At 65.3% G+C, this 17284-nt stretch carries 15 protein-coding genes; 7 read left to right on the top strand and 8 right to left on the bottom strand.

The window, feature by feature from the left end:
- Nucleotides 1-10: 10 nt before the first annotated feature.
- The 3 genes from RHPLAN_RS24275 (at nt 11) to mltG (ending at nt 3685) form a co-directional block, all read left to right on the top strand.
- A complete protein-coding gene (locus RHPLAN_RS24275; protein WP_068023183.1) occupies nt 11-250 on the top strand; it encodes an acyl carrier protein in 240 nt (79 codons plus the stop codon).
- A gap of 200 nt (nt 251-450) precedes the next feature.
- Nucleotides 451-1719 (top strand): beta-ketoacyl-ACP synthase II, encoded by a 1269-nt coding sequence (fabF, locus tag RHPLAN_RS24270; protein ID WP_068031766.1) that lies wholly within the window; start codon nt 451-453, stop codon nt 1717-1719.
- Nucleotides 1720-2596: 877 nt separating this feature from the next.
- Nucleotides 2597-3685, top strand: coding sequence for an endolytic transglycosylase MltG (mltG, locus tag RHPLAN_RS24260; protein ID WP_084246615.1), 1089 nt, complete (start codon nt 2597-2599; stop codon nt 3683-3685).
- An 18-nt stretch (nt 3686-3703) separates the two neighbouring features.
- Here the strand turns inward: mltG and ssuD are convergent, their stop codons facing one another.
- Nucleotides 3704-4915, bottom strand: a complete 1212-nt coding sequence (gene ssuD, locus RHPLAN_RS24255) for an FMNH2-dependent alkanesulfonate monooxygenase (protein WP_068023175.1) — start codon at nt 4913-4915, stop codon at nt 3704-3706.
- 126 nt (nt 4916-5041) lie between these two features.
- On the opposite strand from ssuD, the gene RHPLAN_RS24250 reads away from it, so the two are divergent.
- The 4 genes from RHPLAN_RS24250 (at nt 5042) to gmk (ending at nt 8814) form a co-directional block, all read left to right on the top strand.
- Nucleotides 5042-6019, top strand: coding sequence for a LysR family transcriptional regulator (locus RHPLAN_RS24250; protein WP_068023173.1), 978 nt, complete (start codon nt 5042-5044; stop codon nt 6017-6019).
- A 115-nt stretch (nt 6020-6134) separates the two neighbouring features.
- Complete coding sequence (locus RHPLAN_RS24245) at nt 6135-7112, top strand: Bug family tripartite tricarboxylate transporter substrate binding protein (RefSeq protein ID WP_198164470.1); 978 nt, start codon at nt 6135-6137, stop codon at nt 7110-7112.
- A gap of 131 nt (nt 7113-7243) precedes the next feature.
- Nucleotides 7244-8131, top strand: coding sequence for a YicC/YloC family endoribonuclease (locus tag RHPLAN_RS24240; RefSeq protein WP_068023163.1), 888 nt, complete (start codon nt 7244-7246; stop codon nt 8129-8131).
- A 77-nt stretch (nt 8132-8208) separates the two neighbouring features.
- Nucleotides 8209-8814, top strand: coding sequence for a guanylate kinase (gene gmk, locus RHPLAN_RS24235; protein ID WP_237180216.1), 606 nt, complete (start codon nt 8209-8211; stop codon nt 8812-8814).
- Nucleotides 8815-8859: 45 nt separating this feature from the next.
- Here gmk and RHPLAN_RS24230 read toward each other — a convergent pair whose 3' ends face one another.
- The 7 genes from RHPLAN_RS24230 to lptF form a co-directional block, all read right to left on the bottom strand.
- Nucleotides 8860-9270 carry a hypothetical protein gene (locus RHPLAN_RS24230; RefSeq protein ID WP_068023157.1) on the bottom strand — a complete coding sequence of 137 codons (411 nt, stop codon included), beginning with the start codon at nt 9268-9270 and terminating at the stop codon, nt 8860-8862.
- A gap of 70 nt (nt 9271-9340) precedes the next feature.
- Entirely contained in the window at nt 9341-10228 is an 888-nt protein-coding gene (gene rsmA, locus RHPLAN_RS24225; RefSeq protein WP_068023154.1) for a 16S rRNA (adenine(1518)-N(6)/adenine(1519)-N(6))-dimethyltransferase RsmA, read from the bottom strand.
- On the bottom strand, nt 10225-11262 hold the full coding sequence (gene pdxA / locus RHPLAN_RS24220) for a 4-hydroxythreonine-4-phosphate dehydrogenase PdxA (protein WP_068023152.1): 1038 nt from the start codon (nt 11260-11262) through the stop codon (nt 10225-10227). Before pdxA ends, rsmA begins: the two co-directional genes overlap by 4 nt.
- Entirely contained in the window at nt 11259-12212 is a 954-nt protein-coding gene (locus RHPLAN_RS24215) for a peptidylprolyl isomerase family protein (RefSeq protein WP_068031762.1), read from the bottom strand. Before RHPLAN_RS24215 ends, pdxA begins: the two co-directional genes overlap by 4 nt.
- Nucleotides 12213-12290: 78 nt before the next feature.
- Complete coding sequence (locus RHPLAN_RS24210; RefSeq protein WP_068023150.1) at nt 12291-14780, bottom strand: LPS-assembly protein LptD; 2490 nt, start codon at nt 14778-14780, stop codon at nt 12291-12293.
- Nucleotides 14780-15874 (bottom strand): LPS export ABC transporter permease LptG, encoded by a 1095-nt coding sequence (gene lptG, locus RHPLAN_RS24205; protein WP_068023148.1) that lies wholly within the window; start codon nt 15872-15874, stop codon nt 14780-14782. The genes RHPLAN_RS24210 and lptG overlap by 1 nt, the downstream gene beginning before the upstream one ends.
- Nucleotides 15871-17046, bottom strand: coding sequence for an LPS export ABC transporter permease LptF (gene lptF / locus RHPLAN_RS24200; RefSeq protein ID WP_068023145.1), 1176 nt, complete (start codon nt 17044-17046; stop codon nt 15871-15873). Before lptF ends, lptG begins: the two co-directional genes overlap by 4 nt.
- Nucleotides 17047-17284: the final 238 nt, after the last annotated feature.

The following is a 17284-nucleotide window of genomic DNA, read 5'->3' as shown; positions in this document are numbered from 1 at the left end:
GGTTCAGACGATGAGTGATATCGGCGAGCGGGTGAAGAAGATTGTCGTGGAGCACCTGGGTGTCGAGCCCGACAAGGTGGTCGAAGGCGCGAGCTTCATTGATGATCTTGGGGCTGACAGTCTCGATACGGTCGAACTTGTGATGGCTTTCGAAGAAGAGTTCGGCTGTGAAATTCCGGACGATGCTGCGGAAACCATTTTGACGGTCGGCGATGCCGTAAAGTTTCTCGAGAAGAACGCCAAGAGTTGATTGGAAACGCAGTTGCGTGCCGGGCACGCAGCTGACGTCCGGGTGCCTGTGGATCGCCGTTCCGAGCGGTGCCGAGGCGGACGGGTAATTCCCCGGCTTGAGGGATACGATGGGCCCGGCGCGCAAGCGGCCGGGTCCTGCGTCTGTGGCAGACCGATTTGTGCGACGCCACGACAAACCAAGAGGTTCGATAAAGGATGATGAGGCGCGTTGTCGTCACCGGTCTGGGAATGGTGACGCCGCTCGGCTGCGGCGTTGAACACAACTGGTCGCGGTTGATTGCGGGCGAAAGCGGCGCGCGCAAGATCGACACCTTCGAGGTGTCTGACATCTCCTGCCAGATCGCCGGCGTGATTCCCGTCGGCGACGGTACGGGCGGCACCTACAACGCCGACCAGTGGATGGAGCCGAAGGAGCAGCGCAAGGTCGACAAGTTCATCGTTTACGCGATGTGCGCGGCCAAGCAGGCGCTCGACGACGCGGGCTGGCATCCCAAGACGCTGACCGCGGACGATCAATACAACACCGGCGTCTTGATCGGTGCCGGCATCGGCGGCGTCGAGGGCATCGCCGAGACCGCGATCACGCTGAAGGAGCGCGGGCCGCGCCGCGTGTCGCCGTTCTTCATTCCCGGCCGCATCATCAATCTTGCCTCGGGCTACGTCTCGATCGAGCACGGCCTGAAGGGTCCGAACCATGCGGTGGTCACCGCGTGTTCGACCGGCTCGCACGCAATCGGCGACGCCGGACGGCTGATCGCGCTCGGCGATGCCGACGTCATGGTGGCGGGCGGCACCGAGTCGCCGGTCAACCGGATCTCGATGGCGGGCTTCGCCGCCGTGCGCGCGCTGTCGACCGGCTTCAACGACCAGCCGACCAAGGCGTCGCGGCCTTATGACAAGGATCGCGACGGCTTCGTCATGGGCGAGGGCTCAGGCTGCGTCGTGCTCGAGGAGTACGAGCACGCCAAGGCGCGCGGCGCCAAGATCTATGCCGAGCTGATCGGCTACGGCATGTCGGGCGATGCCTTTCACATCACCGCGCCGACCTCGGACGGCGATGGCGCCTATCGCTGCATGAAGGCAGCGATCAAGCGTGCCGGCATCCAGCCGAGCGACATCGACTACATCAACGCGCATGGCACCTCGACGCCGCTCGGCGACGAGATCGAGCTCGGCGCGGTCGAGCGCGTGGTCGGCAATGCAGCCAGCCGCATCTCGATGTCATCGACCAAGTCGGCGATCGGACATCTGCTTGGCGCGGCCGGTGCCGTCGAGGCGATCTATTCGGTGCTTGCGATGCGTGACGGCATCGCGCCGCCGACGCTCAACCTCGACAATCCGTCGGTCGAGACGCCGATCGATCTCGTGCCGCACAAGGCGCGCAAGCGCGACATTGATGTCGTCTTGTCCAATTCGTTCGGGTTCGGTGGAACCAACGCCTCGCTGATCTTCCGTCGCGCTGCATAGCGAGCGGTATTTCGGACTGCGGCGGAAGCGCCGCAGGGGTTGACCAAGTTTTCGCCACATTTGGTTTGCGTGTTGATTTGAACCGGCGTGGATGCGTTGCGACAAATAGTGGGCAACGCAGAAGAAAATTTGTAAACATGCATGCGGATTTTGGGGCCGCGCGCCCGCAGCCGGCTCTGCCGGATGGCGTCGGAACTTCGGCGAATGGGGGCCCGTCAGGCATGAATTCGGGGGAGCGGCGTTGAACACGCCCAATCAGCCGCCCGGCGGTAATGGTGGACGACGTCCGCCGTCGCCCGCGTCCGGCCAGCCGCCGCAGCGTTCGGCCGCACCCGGCGCGCAGGCGCGTCCGCCGCAGCAACAAGCCGCCCGGCCGCAATCCCAACCGCGTCCGACGCCGGCCACGGCTCTGCCGAAACGGCGGCCTCAGCCGCAGGCTGAGCCGGCACCCGCCACGCCGGCACGGAACGGTCGCGCCGGACCGCCGGCCCAGGCCCCCACACAAGCAAGGCCCTCAAGCTCGCAACCGGCTGGCGCGCAGCGGCCATCGCGTGCGGCCGCGGCACCGCCGCCACGCCCAGGCGCTCGGGCGCCGGCGCCCGCCGCCACGCAGCAACAACCCCCGAAACGCCGGCCATCGCAGCCGCCGGCCGCCCAATCTGTGGCGCCGCAGCCTCCGCCACAATCCGCGCCGCAACCTGCAATTCAGCCGCCGCCACCTCCGGTTCCACCGCCGCAAAATGGCCGCGCGACAACAGACGCGGACGACCCTTATCCTGCGCTGGTGGCGACACCGCTCGATGGCGTGCCGGTCGTCGACCCCCGGCCGATTTCGGCGCGCAGTCCGCGCGCCGCGGCGCAACCGGAGAGCGTGCCCATGCCGTCGCTGATGCGGCCGTCCAGACGGACCCGCAATCCTTTTGTGATCGTGGGCAATCTGTTCCTGACGCTGATCTTCATCATCGCGATCTGCGGCGGTGGCGCCTTCGTGCTCGGCAAGCAGCGTTTCGAGGAGCCGGGACCGTCGACCGAAGATCACATCGTCAACGTCCCGCGCGGCGGCATCCGCGACACCGCGGACCTCCTGGCGCGCGAGGGCGTCATCGATCAGCCCTTGCTGTTCATCGCGGGCGCCATGATCGTGAAGTCGCAGCACGAGCTGAAATACGGCGAGTACAAATTCGTCAAAGGCGCGAGCCTCAAGGACGTGGTCGACACCATCGTCGAGGGCAAGGTGGTGCAGCACGCCCTCACGATCGCGGAGGGGCTCACCTCCGACCAGATCGTGCAGCGGCTCTCCGAGAACGACGTGCTCGCCGGCAACATTCGCGACGTGCCGCGCGAGGGCACGCTGTTGCCCGAGACCTACCGCTTCACCCGCGGCACCACGCGCGAGCAGATGATCAAGCGCATGCAGGCGGATCACCGCCGCGTGCTCCAGGAGGTCTGGGAGCGGCGAAGCCCCGACCTGCCGATCAAGACGCCGGAGCAGCTCGTCACGCTCGCCTCGATCGTCGAGAAGGAAACCGGCAAGACCGAGGAGCGCACGCGCGTCGCCGCGGTGTTCGTCAACCGGCTGCGGCAGAAGATGAAGCTGCAATCCGATCCGACCATCATCTACGGCCTGGTCGGCGGCAAAGGCTCGCTCGGCCGCCCGATCATGAAGAGCGAGATCGAGCAGCCCACGCCCTACAATACTTATGCGATCGAGGGCCTGCCGCCCGGTCCGATCGCCAATCCGGGGCGCGCCTCGCTCGAAGCCGCGGCCAATCCGGCGCGGACCAAGGAATTGTATTTCGTCGCCGACGGTACCGGCGGGCATGCCTTCGCCGACACCTACGACCAGCACCAGAAGAACGTGCAGCGGCTGCGCGCGCTGGAGCAGCAAGCCAGAGGCACGGCGGCGGGTGCGGCAGCGCAGCCGGCCGCCGCAGCGCCGGCGGCTCCTGCAACGCGCACGCGGTGAGGCATCTCCGGAAGAGGGCTACGATCCCGCTTGTGCGGGGAGAGGCTGCTTTTCCTTGGCGCGTGCGATGTCTTCGGGCGTGAGCACGGCCATGCCCCGGCCGCCATACGCCGATGGACGGAGTTCTGCGCGGCCCGACGCGGATGATGCGATCGGCAGCAACGGAAACAGCATCTCCGCCACGCGATAGGCTTCCTCCAGGTGCGGATAGCCGGAGCCGATCACCGTGTCGATGCCGAGGCTTTGATATTCCTTCAAGCGTGCTGCGACGGTTTGCGGCGAACCGACCAACGCGGTCGCCGAGCCCGACCGCACAAGGCCGATGCCGGCCCAGAGATTGGGGCTGATTTCGAGTTTGCTGCGGTTGCCGCCATGCAGCGCCTGCATCCTGCGCTGGCCGACGGAATCGGCGACTTTGAATTTGGCTTGCGCCGCCGCAATCATATCGTCGGGAATTTTTGCGATCAGTTCGTCGGCGGCGGCCCAGGCCTTCTCATCGGTTTCGCGAACGATGAAGTGCAGGCGGATGCCGAAGCGCATGGTGCGGCCGCGGGCTGCGGCGCGCCGCATGACGTCGGCGATGCTCTCGGCGACCTGCGCCGGCGGCTCGCCCCAGGTGAGGTACACGTCGCACTGTTCGGCCGCGACGTCGCGACCGACCGGTGACGCGCCGCCAAAATAGAGCGGCGGGTAGGGCTCCTGCACCGGTGGAAAGTGCAGCCGCCCCTCGCGGGCGCTGAAATGCTTGCCCGAGAAATCCACCCGCTCGCCCTGCATCAGGCGGCGCCAGATGTGGAGAAATTCGGCGGTCTGGGCATAGCGCTGATCGTGATCGAGGAAGTTGCCGTCGCCGTGCATGTCGCCGGCGACACCGCCGGTCACGACGTTGAGCAGGAGCCGGCCGTCGCTCAAGCGGTCGAAGGCGGAAGCCTGCCGCGCGGATTCCGCCGGCACGATCGATCCCGGCCGCAGCGCCACCAGAAAGCGCAGCCGCTCGGTGTGAGTGACGAGCGAAGAGGCCACCACCCAGGCGTCCTCGCAGAAGCTGCCGGTGGGCAGCAGCGCGCCGTAGTAGCCAAGCGAGTCGAGCGCCTGCGCCACCACGCGGAGATAGCGATTGTCGGTCTTGCGCTGGCCTTCGGCCGAACCGAAGAAGCGCACCTCGCCGCTGGTCGGAAAGAACCAGAGGAATTGCAACCGTCCGTCGCTCGAAGGCTGGACCGTGGCCATGCTGCCGCTCCCGCTCGGGTGTCGCCAAGGCCTGCGGCGGTCCGCAGGGGTCGTGACGCAGCCTAGCGGCCCGGTGATGAATGATCTAATTGAAATGATGGGCCGGATTTATGAGTATTCCTGAATATGCGCAACGTCACGCTGAAGCAGCTCCGCGCCTTCGTGATGATCGCGAAGGAAGGGAGTTTCACCCGCGCGGCAGCACGGCTGAACCAGTCCCAGTCGACCCTGACGCTCCAGATTCGCGAGCTCGAGGCCGAGGTCGGCCTCAAGCTGCTGCATAGGACGACCCGCTCGGTCGAGCCGACCAGCGCAGGCGCGGGGTTCCTGCCGCTGGCCGACCGGCTGCTGGATGAATTGTCCAACGCGGTCGAGGACCTTCATGCGCTGGCGCGGGGTGAACGGGGATCGGTCGCCGTGGTGGCCGGAGCGTCGGTCATCTCACTGGTGGTGGCGCCTTCGATCGCGACGCTCGCCATGTCTTTCCCCGGAATCTCGGTGCGCATTCTGGAAGATATCGGCGACGCGGTGGTGCGCAGGGTTGCGGCGGGTGAGGCTGATTTCGGTCTGGCGAGCATCGCGCAGCCATCGAATGAGATGGAGAGCTGGTTTCTGCTTCGGGACCAGGCTGGGATCCTGTGCGCCAAGAGTCACCCGCTGGCGCGCAAGCGCAAGCTGACCTGGAAGGACCTGACGAGGTTTCCGTTCGCGAGCCTCGCGCAAGGCACGTCGCTTCGCACCACGCTCGAAAAACATCCCGAGGTCGCAGCGGCATTGCCCAAGCCGAGCTATGAGGCGTCCAGCATCTCGGCGCTGGTTGCGATCGTGGAGCAAGGGGCGGGTTTTGCGCTGCTGCCGAGCGTCGCCGCGATTCCGGCGACGCGCCAGAATTTGGTGTTCCGCGCCGTGCACGAGCCGGACATGTTTCGCGAGTTGCACTTCGTATCGTCCCGGCGCCGCACGCTGACGCCGGCGGCACGGCAGGTCGCTTCGGCCATTCTCGCGCAGCTCGACGCCGTGCGCCGCTTGCGCAACGCCGAGATCAGCATGGCCGCCTCGGAACTCGACAGCCTGCGCAAGGCACTCGACCCGCGCAAGCTATAGCGCGCCGGCACCGGCATTCCTCATCAATTCATGAGATTATGTAATTGGCTGCTCTATGCGGGTTTCATTAGGCTTTGCACGCCTCGCCGGGAACGCGACGGAAAGGTGGAAGCAAATGATGTCCAACCGAATGGCGCGATCCGCGCTGGCGGCGGCCGTTTTCGCGATTGCGGCAGGGAGCGCCGCATGGGCGCAGGACTATCCTTCGCGGTCCTTGACCATCGTCGTTCCCTACGCGGCCGGGGGAACGCTTGATACCGTCGCGCGCTACATCGGAAACAGTCTCAGCGAAAAGTTCGGCAAGCCGGTCCTGGTCGAGAACCGGACCGGTGGCGGCACCGTGATTGGAACGAACGTCGTGGCCAAGGCGGCGCCTGACGGCTACACGCTGCTGATGGGTTCGAGCACACCGCTTGCGATCAATGACTCCCTTTATAAGAAGCTGCCTTACGACCCGAAAACTGACCTCAAGCTGCTTGCGCTGGTGGCGGCTTCGCCGCTTGTGATGGTGGTCAATCCGGCGTCGCCGATCCGCTCCTACGCCGACCTGATTGCAGAGGCCAAGGCCAAGCCGATGTCTTATGCCAGCGCCGGCATCGGCTCGCCTCATCATCTGTTTATGGAACTGATGATGTCGATTGCAGGCATCCATATGACGCATATCCCTTACCGCGGCACGCTGCCCGCGCTGACCGACGTGGTGGCAGGACAGCTGCCGGTGATGTTCTGCGATCTCATCTCGGGCCTCGAACTCATGAAAGCCGGGAAGGTCCGGCCGATCTTCGCAGGGACCAGCGCGCGGCTGCCGGTACTCCCCGACGTGCCGTCTGCGGCGGAGGTGGGATTGTCGAACTTCAACGCCGCCTCGTGGCTCGGCATCGCAGTCACAGGCGGCACGCCGCTTCCGGTCCAATCGAAGCTGCATGACGAGATTATCGCCATCGTGAAGTCGGAGGCCTTCAAGTCCACGGTCGACAAGCTCGGGATGACGACGATGCATAGTGGCTCGCTGGAGGAGCTGGATGCCTTCGTGAAGACGGAAATCGTTCGCTGGGGCGAGGTCGTCAGGGTATCCGGCGCGACGGCCGAATAGCCGTCCAATTGCTGGCCGGCCAGAACAAGCAGCGGTCGTGTCGGGCGAATTCGCGGCCGCCGGTCGATTTGGCGCGATCAGCAGAAATGCACTAAGGTCCGCGCGCATTCCTCGCACGGATTCTCAGTCGCATGACGCTATCGAGTATGACCGGCTTTGCCCGCAGCCACGGTGTCTCCGGCACCTATGCCTGGGCGTGGGAGCTGAAATCGGTCAACGCCAAGGGCCTTGATCTGAAGCTCCGCCTGCCGCCAGGCTGGGATGCGATCGAGGGACCGGCGCGCGCCAAGGGCTCGGAGGCGCTGTCGCGCGGCAGCGTGTTCGCCAATCTCACGGTCAGCCGCCAGAACGCCGCGCCTGCGGTGCGGGTCAACGAGCCGGTGCTCGCGGCCGTGCTGGCCACTCTCAAGGGCCTGTCCGGCAAGGTCGACGCCGCGCCGCCGTCGCTCGACGGCATTCTCTCGCTCAAGGGTGTGATCGAGGTGAGTGACGCCGAAGAAAGCGAGGAGGAGCGCGCCGCGGCCGAGGCTGCGATCATTGCGGGCTTCACGCAGGCGCTGAAGGGGCTCGCCGAGATGCGGCGCACCGAAGGCAGCGCGCTTGGGAAAATTCTGACCGACCGGCTGAGCGAGATCGCAAGCCTCACCGCGCGCGCGGAAGCGACGCCCGGGCGGAAGCCCGAGGCGATCAAGGCCCGCCTTGCCGAGAAGATCGCCGAGCTGCTCGACGGCTCGCAGCGTTTCGACGCCGACCGCCTTCATCAGGAGGCCATTCTGCTCGCCACCAAGGCCGACATCCGCGAGGAGCTCGACCGGCTCGTGGCGCATGTGGCGCAGGGCAAGAAGCTGATCGCGAGCGGCGGCCCGATCGGCCGAAAGCTCGACTTCCTCGCGCAGGAGCTCAACCGCGAGTCCAATACGCTGTGCTCGAAGGCCAATGACCTGGAGCTGACCAACATCGGCCTCGACCTCAAGGCCGTGGTCGAGCAGTTCCGCGAGCAGGTTCAGAATCTGGAGTAGTGATGGCGCGCGTTCGATCCGATAACCGCGCCAGACCCTCCCGCGCGAAGTCCAAGATCATCGCCCGCCGCGGGCTGATGCTCGTGTTGTCGTCACCGTCCGGCGCGGGCAAGACCACGCTGTCGCGGATGCTGCTCACCACCGAGCGCAATATCGAACTGTCGATCTCGGTGACGACACGGCCGAGGCGGCGCGGCGAGGTCAACGGCAGGCATTATCACTTCATCGATCGCAAGCGGTTCGATCAGATGGTGAAAACCGGCGATCTCCTGGAATATGCGGAAGTGTTCGGCAACGGCTACGGCACGCCAAGGAAGCCGGTGGAAAAGGCGCTGAAGGCCGGCCGCGACGTGCTGTTCGACATCGACTGGCAAGGCACGCAGCAGGTTCGCGAGCGCGCCCGCGACGATCTGGTGAGCGTGTTCATCCTGCCGCCGTCGAGCGGCGAACTCGCCCGGCGGCTGCACACCCGCGCGCTCGACGACAAGAAGGTGATCCGCGCTCGCATGGCCAAAGCGGGCGATGAGATGAGCCACTGGGCCGAGTACGACTATGTCGTGGTCAACCGCGACCTCGACCGCGCCTTCAGCGAGGTGCGCGCCATTCTCGCTGCCGAGCGGCTGAAACGCGAACGCCAGACGGGGCTGTCCGCCTTTGTGCGGCGCCTCCAGGCTGAACTCTAAGACGCGTCGTCTCCTACGCTTGCGTTGCTGTCGCGGCGTTTCCGGTCAGGTGCTGCCCGGAGGCGCGAAGAAGCACTTCCGCGCGCCGCCCCATTGGCAGCGCCAGTAGTGACCGTCAGGCGACGGGGTCGCCTCCTGAAACGGGATCGTCTCCTTCATGCTGACCACCAAGTAGCCGGACGAAGTGATCTTCACGTCCGCGTCCGTCAGCTCGAAGCAGTCCCGCTCGCCGCAACACAACTCTCCGGCCGCGTTCTTGTAGCCGCCGCGCTGGATCCATTCCGCCGGGCCATGAGCCTGGGCCAGAGAAAGGGTCAGCAGCGCCGTGACACAAGCCAACGCGGGACGGAGTACGCCAGTGGGAAAGTGCAAGGTCATACCAAGCTCCTTCTGATTCCCCGGCGTAAAAATGTTGCGCTGCAACAATGACCAAATCAAGGGCAGGTAGGTCCGCACGACTACGTATGCCTACCTATTGATTGGCACCTGTTGCGGCAGGGCAACGAATGGAACCGAGATCGAGGTGTTACCGGTATCCCGATGCCGCAAATTCCCGGGCCAGGGCGGCAAAACCGGCCACTGGGATGTCCTCGGCCCGTGCAGTGGGCTCAATGCCAGCGGCGGCGAGCAGCGGCAGCGGGTCGGTGCCGAGCGACTTGAGGCTCTGACGGAGCATCTTCCTCCGCTGGCCGAAGGCCGCCTCGGTGACGCGCTCCAGCACCGGCCGGCTGCAGGGCAGCGGGTCGGGGCGGGGGACGATTTGCACCACCGAAGACGTCACCTTCGGCGGCGGCACGAACGCCGAAGGGTGCACGTCGAATAGGATCCTGGCCTGTGCCCGCCATGAGGTGAGCACCGACAGCCGGCCGTATTGCTTGCCGCCCGGTGGCGCCACCAGCCGTTCGGCCACCTCGCGCTGAAACATGAGCACGAGACGGTCGTACCAGGGTGGCCACGGCTCGGCGCTGAGCCAGCCGATCAGGAGCGGCGTTGCAATGTTGTAAGGAAGGTTCGCGACGATCCGCACCGGACCACGATCGATATGCGGCCGCGGATCGAACTCCATCGCGTCGCCTGCAACGACAGTCAGGCGATCCGGATAATGTGCGGCGATCTCGGCCAGCGCCGCGAGCGCACGTTCGTCTCGCTCGACCGCGATCACGCGGCGTGCGCCTTCCGCGAGCAGCGCCCGGGTGAGACCGCCGGGGCCGGGGCCGATCTCGACCACGGTGACGCCGTCGAGCGGGCCCGCCGCGCGGGCAATACGGCCGGTGAGGTTGAGATCGAGCAGGAAATTCTGGCCGAGCGATTTCCTCGCCGACAGATCGTGGCGGCGGATCACCTCGCGCAGCGGCGGCAGGCCGTCGGCGGCGTTGTCCTTGGCGCTGTCCGGTGCGCTCTTTTGGGCGCTCATGTGAGGGCGGCGAACGGCTTCCGCTGCTTGCGCTGATCGGCCACGGCAAGCCGCGCCGCAAGCTTCAACGCCGCGACCAGACTCGATGGATCGGCCTTGCCGCTGCCGGCGATGTCGAAGGCGGTGCCGTGATCCGGCGAGGTGCGCACGAAAGGCAGGCCGAGCGTGACGTTGACGCCATGATCGAACGCCAGCGTCTTGATCGGGATCAGCGCCTGGTCATGATACATGCAGAGCGCCACGTCGTAGGTCTTGCGAGCGGCCTCATGGAACATGGTGTCGGCGGGAAGCGGCCCGCGCGCGTCGATCCCGTCGGCGACGAGGCGCTCGATCGCGGGCTTCACGATGAGATTGTCCTCCTTGCCGATCGTGCCGTCCTCGCCGGCATGCGGGTTGAGACCTGCGACTGCGATCCTCGGCTGCGCGATGCCGAAGCGGTCGATCAGATCGCGCGCCACCACGCGGCCGGTCTCGAAAATGAGATCGCGGGTGAGGTGCTGCGGCACGTCTTTGAACGGCATGTGGATCGTCACCGGCACCACGGCCACCTCGGGCGCCCACAGCATCATCACAGGCCACGCCGGATCGCCGGTCTCCTGAAACGACAGCCGCGCCAGGTATTCGGTGTGGCCCGGATCGGTGAAGCCCGCCTTGTAGAGTACGCTCTTGGCGATCGGATTGGTGACCACCGCGGCGGCGCGGCCTGCGAGCACGTCGGCCACCGCGCGGTCGATCGAGCCGATCGCGGCTGCGGCGCTGCTTTCGTCGGGGCGACCGGGGGAGGCGGTTGCCGGAATGCCGATATCGGCGACGGGCAGGGCGGTTGCGAAAGCCTTCACCGCGGTCGCCGGCGTCGCGGTCGCGATCGGCAGGTTCAGCCCGAGCGCCTTGGCGCGGCGCTCGAGCGCCTGCGGATCGCCAAGCACATAGAACGGGGGCAGATCGAGAGCGGCGCGGCGCGACCAGGCCGCAAGCGTGATGTCTGGTCCGATGCCTGCGGGCTCACCAAACGTCAGCGCGAGTGGCAGCGTCATGGCTTGGCTTGTTTGTATTCGATCATGGCCTGGCTGCGGATTTCCTTGAGGAATTCCTTCGACAGCCTCTCGAACGTTTCGTTGTAGAGCTGGTCGCGAATTTCCTTCTTCTCCGGGGTGTTTTCCGAATTCTTGCGGCTGCACACCGCATAGACCTCGACGCCTTGCTGGGTTGTCTCCGGCGGCGTCAGCCGGCCGATTTCGGTCTTGGTCAGGATGTCGCGGAGCGCGGCCGGCAGCTCGGCGGAGTTCTTCACCACCGGTGGCCGCACCGCGACAAAGCGCATGCCGCGCGCGCGAGAGATGCCTTCGTCGCAATTCTGGAATTCAGCGCGCAGCGCTTCGGCCTCCTTGGCGCGGGCCGCGAAGGCCTCGCTCGGCGAGCCGCGCGGCACGATGAACAGGATCGGGCGCAGTGTGTAGTCATAGGCCGCGGTGGCGGGGATGCCTTCCGGATGCTTGGCCTGCAGCCGCTGCTGGATGTCCTTGTCGTTGAACTGGAAGCTCGCCTGGAAACGGCCGCGGACGAGCTGTTGCCAGATGATGTCGGCTTTCATGCGCGACTTCAGGGTGTCGATCTGTACGCCCTGCTTGGCCAGCTGATCGGCGAACTCCCTGGAGTTCTGCCGCATCCGGCGCGCCATGTTGGTCATGGCGTTGTCGACGTCCTTGTCGACATCCGGAATCGCGTAGCGCTTGAGCAGCTGGATCTTGAGCTTCTCGTTGATCAGCTCCTCGATGATCTGCTGGCGGCTCGTTCCCTTCTGCCCGCTCAACGTCGCCAGCTTGGTGCGCTGCTCGATGTCGAAATCGGTGACCGGATCGCCGTTGACCAGGACCGCAACGCCCTGGGCCAGCGCGGCCTGCGGCACCGTGCCCCAGGCGGCGAGTGCGAGTGTGGCGATCATGGCGAGGCGGCGAAGGAGCGGGATCGGAGATTTGAGTTTCATCGCATTGTGCATGCTTTGGGCGGTCGATTGGTCGTCGCCGCGGAACGCCGGACCGTTCCGGCGCTCTCTTTATATAGCCTATAACTGACCGGAGCTGACAGTCTGGCCAACCGACACGCCGCCCAGAGTGCGAAGTGTCATTTGCAGCATGATCCGGTCATCGCGGGTGGCAACGCCGCTATAGGTGTAGTTGCGCATGTAGTTCAGGGCGACAATGAGGCAATCGTCGATGTAGCCGATGCCGAAAGTCGTTCCGGAGATCTTCTCGGCGGCAAGGTCGTAGCGGACCGAGGCATTGGCGACCCAGTTCTGCGTCAGCTTGATCGATCCACTGGTCAGGATGCCCTGACGCCGGTCGAGGAAGCCAAGCAGGGGCTGCGGAGCGTAGTCGCCGTAGAGCACCGACACCGACCAGCGGTCGAACGTCGCGCGCGCCTCGGTCTCGAAGCGCTGTACGTCAAACGTGGACTGGTCGAAGCGGAAGCGCGTGGTGAACGACCAGACGCGGTCCGGCTGGTACATCAAGCGCGCCACATAGTCGGAGCGGTCGGTGTCGAGGCCGCTGTTGAGGCCGGTGTTGGCGCTGTCGCCGACCGCAAAGGAGTTGGTGCCGAACAGCTGGTAGGACTGGCCGAACAGCGCGTTGACGAAGCCGCCGCGATTGAACTGCGCGGTGTACTGCACGCCGACGTTGGCCCGGCCGCCACCTTCGGCGCGGTCCCAGCCGGCGAACTTGTCGACCCGGAACAGGTTGGTGTCGTCGAAGATCAGGCTCTGCGAGTCTTCGTTCGGCAGCCGGCCGATGCCGGTCTCGTTGGGGCGCGCGATCAGTTGCGCCATCGGCTCGATGGTCTGCGTGCCCCATGACTGCACGTTGATGAACGGATAGCGGTACTCGACACCGACGGTCGGCATCACGCGCAACTGGCTGTTGTCGCCGGTGTTCATGAAGTTCGAGACGCCCGGCTGATTGTCCACCGAGGCGTAGCCGGCATCGGCGCGCAAGGTCGCGAACGGCGTCCATACCTGGCCGAACTGGTCGGTGATGCTGCGCTTCCAGGTGACGTCGGCGGAGGCGCGTGTGTATGTGCCGGGGAAGCCGCGGAGCAGACAGCTCGACGGAGTCTTCTGCCTCGGATCGGCGCTGATCATCGCGCACTGATTTGTGCCGAACGCGACTGAACTGATCGGATCGAATGCGGCGGATTGGCGCGTCAGGCTCGTGAAGTTGGCGCGATAGCCGAGCTCGCCGCCGAACACCGGGTTGTTGAAGATGTAGCTGTAGTCCATCACCGGATGGATGTACGGAATCTGCGACTGGTGGTCGGCTTCCGAGAAGCCCATGAAGTACATCGCGCGGATGTCGAAGTAGCTGCGGTCGCCGCGGCCGGTGAGGTAGAGCTGCGACACGCCCTCCGTGAGCCCGTTCGCCAGGAGATTGGTGCCGCGCTGATAGGTCGACAGGTGGTAGTCCTGGAAATAGGTCGGATCGGTCGACAGGATGCCGTCCCAACCCCAGGTCCAGCGGTCGGTGAGGGCGAACTGGCCGGTGGTTTCGATCGAGCCGCGGAAGCCCTTGTAGCCCGGCGTCGGCGCGCCGGCGTCGCGCAGGAATACGTCGCGGTCGAGCTGATAAATGCCTGAAGCCCGGATCGAGTAGGCGCCGTCGACCAGCCGCTGCCGGAATTCGCCGCGCAACAGCACGCCCTGCTTGCTCATCACCCGCGGCGAGAACGTGACGTCGTAATCAGGGGCGAGCGCCCAGTAGTACGGCACCTCCATGCCGAACCCGTAGATCGAGCTGTAGCTCGGCGTCGGCATCAGGAAGCCGGACTTGCGCTTCACGGTCGGGTCGGGCGCCGAGAAGTACGGCATATAGGCGACCGGATGACCGAAGAATTCGAGGCGTGCGTCCTCGAAATAGATCATCTTCTCGGTGCCGTCGTGGATCATCCGCGCCGCCTTGACCTGCCAGGTCGGCGGCTTCTTCGGATCGTCCTTGCAGGGTTCGCACGCCGTGTAGACGCCGGAGTGGAAGACCGTGAACGTGCCTGAGGAGCGGTCGGCGCGCGCCGCGGCCATGCGGGTCGCGTCAGCCGTGTCGAGGCGCAGCGAGTCGACGAAGCCGTCGCGGAAGTCGTCGCTCAGATCCATCACGTCCGCATAGGTGATGCGGCCGTCGGGCTCGGTCATGCGCACGTTGCCTTCGGCGCGCAGCCGCTTGGTGTTCTCGTCGTAGATCACCTTGTCGGCTTCGAGGGTGGAACCCTCGTGATAGATCTGCACGTTGTTGACGGCCGAGACGCGCTTATTGGTGTAGTCGTACTGCACCTCGGTCGCCTGCAGCAGCATCGGCGCCTTCTCGCCGTTCGGCCGTTTCTGCTGCGCCGGCTTGATCGGCTTCGGTCGGGTCGGGAAGACCACGATTTGAGCGTTCGCAGGCGTCGCGACAAAGCTCACGCCGGCGACAAAAGTCGCCGCACTCAGCAGGATCAGAACGGTTTTGGTTACGCGCCGACGCCACACACACAGGAAGGAGGACGAACGAGCGCTGGCCTGGCCAGCCATCAGCCGTCCTCCTGGTACAGCAACACGACAAAACCGGTCATCGCGCCGATCGCAGCCGGCAGCCATGCCGCCACCACCGGCGGAATGAGCTCCGCGGTGCTGAGATCGTCAGTCAGTTTCGACATGACATAGAGCGCAAATCCGCAGGCGACGCCGCCAAGCACCATCTTCTGGACGCCGCCGAAGCGGACGAAGCGCAGGCTGAAAGCGGCCGCCAGCATGACCATGGCGGCGAGCTGGAAGGGACGGGCCAGCAGCTTCTGATACTGCAGGCGGTAGCCGGTCGCGGTGAGCCCGGCGCGCTCGGCCATGTCGATGAAGTAGCGAAGCTGCCAGAACGGCACGGTCTCGGGCGTCGAGAACGTCTCGCGCACCTGCTCGGGGGTGAGGTTGGTGGCGAGATCGTACTGTGCCACTTCGCGCGGCGGCTCGCCCGGCGCGTAGACCAGCGCGTCGTCGAGCTGCCAGTGGCCGGACCGCAGCGTCGCCGAGGCGGCCGCGACCCGCTCCAGGAATCTGTTGTCGTGATCGAACACGAAAGCGGTGACGTTGTTGAGGACAGCGCCCTGATCGCGGCTCGTCGGCGCGTTGAGGATCGACTGGCCCTTGTCGCTGCGCTGGCTGACCCAGAAGCCGTTGACGGTGGCTTGCAGGCCGGCCTCGTTGTTGCCGGTGAGATCGGCCTCGAGCCGCTTGGCCTTCTCCTGAAGGACAGCGGCGATCGGATTGTAGATCGTGGTGGCGATCACGCCGACGCCGAGCGCCACGATCACCGCCGGCGCGATGAATTGCCAGGCTGACATGCCGGCGGCGCGCGACACGACGAGTTCGAGCTTTCGAGACAGGCTGAGATAGCAGGACATCGCCCCGATCAGCACGCAGAACGGCAGGATGCGCTCCGTGATCTGCGGCACGCGGAACAGCGAGGTCTTGGCCACAATGAGCGCGGAGACATTCGGCGCGTCCGAGAAACGGCGCATCGTCTCGACGTAGTCGAGCAGGATCACCAGGCTGAAGATGCCGAGCAGCACCGCCACCAGCGTGATGAGGAAGCGCATGCCGAAATAGCGGGCGAGCGTCCCGGTTATTGTCATTGCGCGGCCCCCGCAACGGTGCCGACGCGCTTGGCCACCCAATCGTTGATGCGGGCGACAGCCGTGGTGAGGAAAACCGGCGGCTCGATGATCAGCCCGCGCGAGATGTAGTACAGGCTGGTCAAGATGGTGCCGATGACCGCCGCATATTGAACCAGCGCGGCCGCCGGATACTTCAGCGTGAACACCGTGCTGGTAAAGCCGATCAGCCGCAGACCTGAGACCCCGAGGATCACGGCGGTCATCGACCACACCGCGCTCTGCCGCGTGGTGCGCGGCGCGCCAAGATGGGCAAAGGCGATCAGCACGAAGGCCAGCGGGTAGATTGGAGCGAGCAGCCGGTCATGCAATTCGGCGCGGAATTGCCCGGGCTGTTCCTTGTAGAGCGGGTCGTTGGGGTCGGGATTCCAGAGCTGCCAAAGATAGCGCTCGCGCACCGAATACTTGATGACCTGCGGGCCGCCTGAGAACTGCGAAAGATCGAACGCGTAACGATCGAACAAGACGATATTGGGATCACGCTGCTTCAACTCGTGGCGCTGGATGCTGCCGTTTTCGAGAATAATGAAACTGCCCTTATCGTTCTTTAAAATCTCGCCGCGCTCGGCAAGAATTGTGACGCGCTGCGCCGGATCCCTGCGATCATCCATCAGGATACCGACGAGTAGGCCATTGGGCTTGCGCTCTCGAATGTTGAAGGCAAGTCCGTTCTCGATCGCCATGAAGCGGCCGGGCTGCACGATATTGCTGACGAGGTCGGTGCGGACTTCGGTCAGCCAGCGGCGGAGCGTGCGCAGGCACTCGGGCGCGACATAGGCGCTGATCGAGGCGAGCAGGATGGACGCGACGATGGTGCAGCCGATGAACGGCTTGAGCAGGGCCCACGGCCGCATGCCGGCGCCGTTCATCACGATGATTTCGGAATCGGTGGCGAGCTTGTGCAGGTTCTGGGCTACCGCGACCACCAATGCCACGGGCGCGATGACCATCACGAGGTTCGGAATGATGAGGCTTGTGATGCCGATGAACACCAGCACCGTCTGACCCTGGTTGGTCATGAGGTCGACGTCGCGCAACGCCTGGGTCATCCAGATGGCCGCGGTGAGACCCACCAGGACCATCAGGAAGGCGCCAAACGTGGTGCGAAAGATGTAGCGGCCGATCGACCCCATCCGCCTGTGTCGTCCCCTCCGGCCGAACCACCTCGCGCGCCGGACCCCCTCCGGCGACCCCTCGCATAAGGCGGACCGCACTTGCCCCAGGTTTTACCAAAATTTCCTCTGCCTTGATCCGCCCACAACGTGGCTTCTGAAAGGCAAACCCGTTGAACGCGCACAACAAATGGTTAATGCCATGCACGCCGCCGGGCCTCCTTTTTGCGTCCGATTCCGCATCTGCGCAATGGGTGAA

The sequence above is a fragment of the Rhodoplanes sp. Z2-YC6860 genome (assembly GCF_001579845.1).
In the GTDB taxonomy this organism is placed as follows: Bacteria; Pseudomonadota; Alphaproteobacteria; order Rhizobiales; family Xanthobacteraceae; genus Z2-YC6860.
This window is presented reverse-complemented; position numbering and strand designations above follow the sequence as displayed.

What these genes read in the sequence shown, in the direction of transcription:
- RHPLAN_RS24210 (WP_068023150.1), bottom strand. Translation starts at nt 14,780, where the DNA reads ATGGCTGGCCAGGCCAGCGCTCGTTCGTCCTCCTTCCTGTGTGTGTGG.
- gmk (WP_237180216.1), top strand. Translation starts at nt 8,209, where the DNA reads ATGCTCGTGTTGTCGTCACCGTCCGGCGCGGGCAAGACCACGCTGTCG.
- ssuD (WP_068023175.1), bottom strand. Translation starts at nt 4,915, where the DNA reads ATGGCCACGGTCCAGCCTTCGAGCGACGGACGGTTGCAATTCCTCTGG.
- RHPLAN_RS24215 (WP_068031762.1), bottom strand. Translation starts at nt 12,212, where the DNA reads ATGAAACTCAAATCTCCGATCCCGCTCCTTCGCCGCCTCGCCATGATC.
- lptF (WP_068023145.1), bottom strand. Translation starts at nt 17,046, where the DNA reads ATGGGGTCGATCGGCCGCTACATCTTTCGCACCACGTTTGGCGCCTTC.
- RHPLAN_RS24240 (WP_068023163.1), top strand. Translation starts at nt 7,244, where the DNA reads ATGACGCTATCGAGTATGACCGGCTTTGCCCGCAGCCACGGTGTCTCC.
- lptG (WP_068023148.1), bottom strand. Translation starts at nt 15,874, where the DNA reads ATGACAATAACCGGGACGCTCGCCCGCTATTTCGGCATGCGCTTCCTC.
- RHPLAN_RS24275 (WP_068023183.1), top strand. Translation starts at nt 11, where the DNA reads ATGAGTGATATCGGCGAGCGGGTGAAGAAGATTGTCGTGGAGCACCTG.
- fabF (WP_068031766.1), top strand. Translation starts at nt 451, where the DNA reads ATGAGGCGCGTTGTCGTCACCGGTCTGGGAATGGTGACGCCGCTCGGC.
- RHPLAN_RS24250 (WP_068023173.1), top strand. Translation starts at nt 5,042, where the DNA reads ATGCGCAACGTCACGCTGAAGCAGCTCCGCGCCTTCGTGATGATCGCG.
- pdxA (WP_068023152.1), bottom strand. Translation starts at nt 11,262, where the DNA reads ATGACGCTGCCACTCGCGCTGACGTTTGGTGAGCCCGCAGGCATCGGA.
- RHPLAN_RS24245 (WP_198164470.1), top strand. Translation starts at nt 6,135, where the DNA reads ATGATGTCCAACCGAATGGCGCGATCCGCGCTGGCGGCGGCCGTTTTC.
- rsmA (WP_068023154.1), bottom strand. Translation starts at nt 10,228, where the DNA reads ATGAGCGCCCAAAAGAGCGCACCGGACAGCGCCAAGGACAACGCCGCC.
- mltG (WP_084246615.1), top strand. Translation starts at nt 2,597, where the DNA reads ATGCCGTCGCTGATGCGGCCGTCCAGACGGACCCGCAATCCTTTTGTG.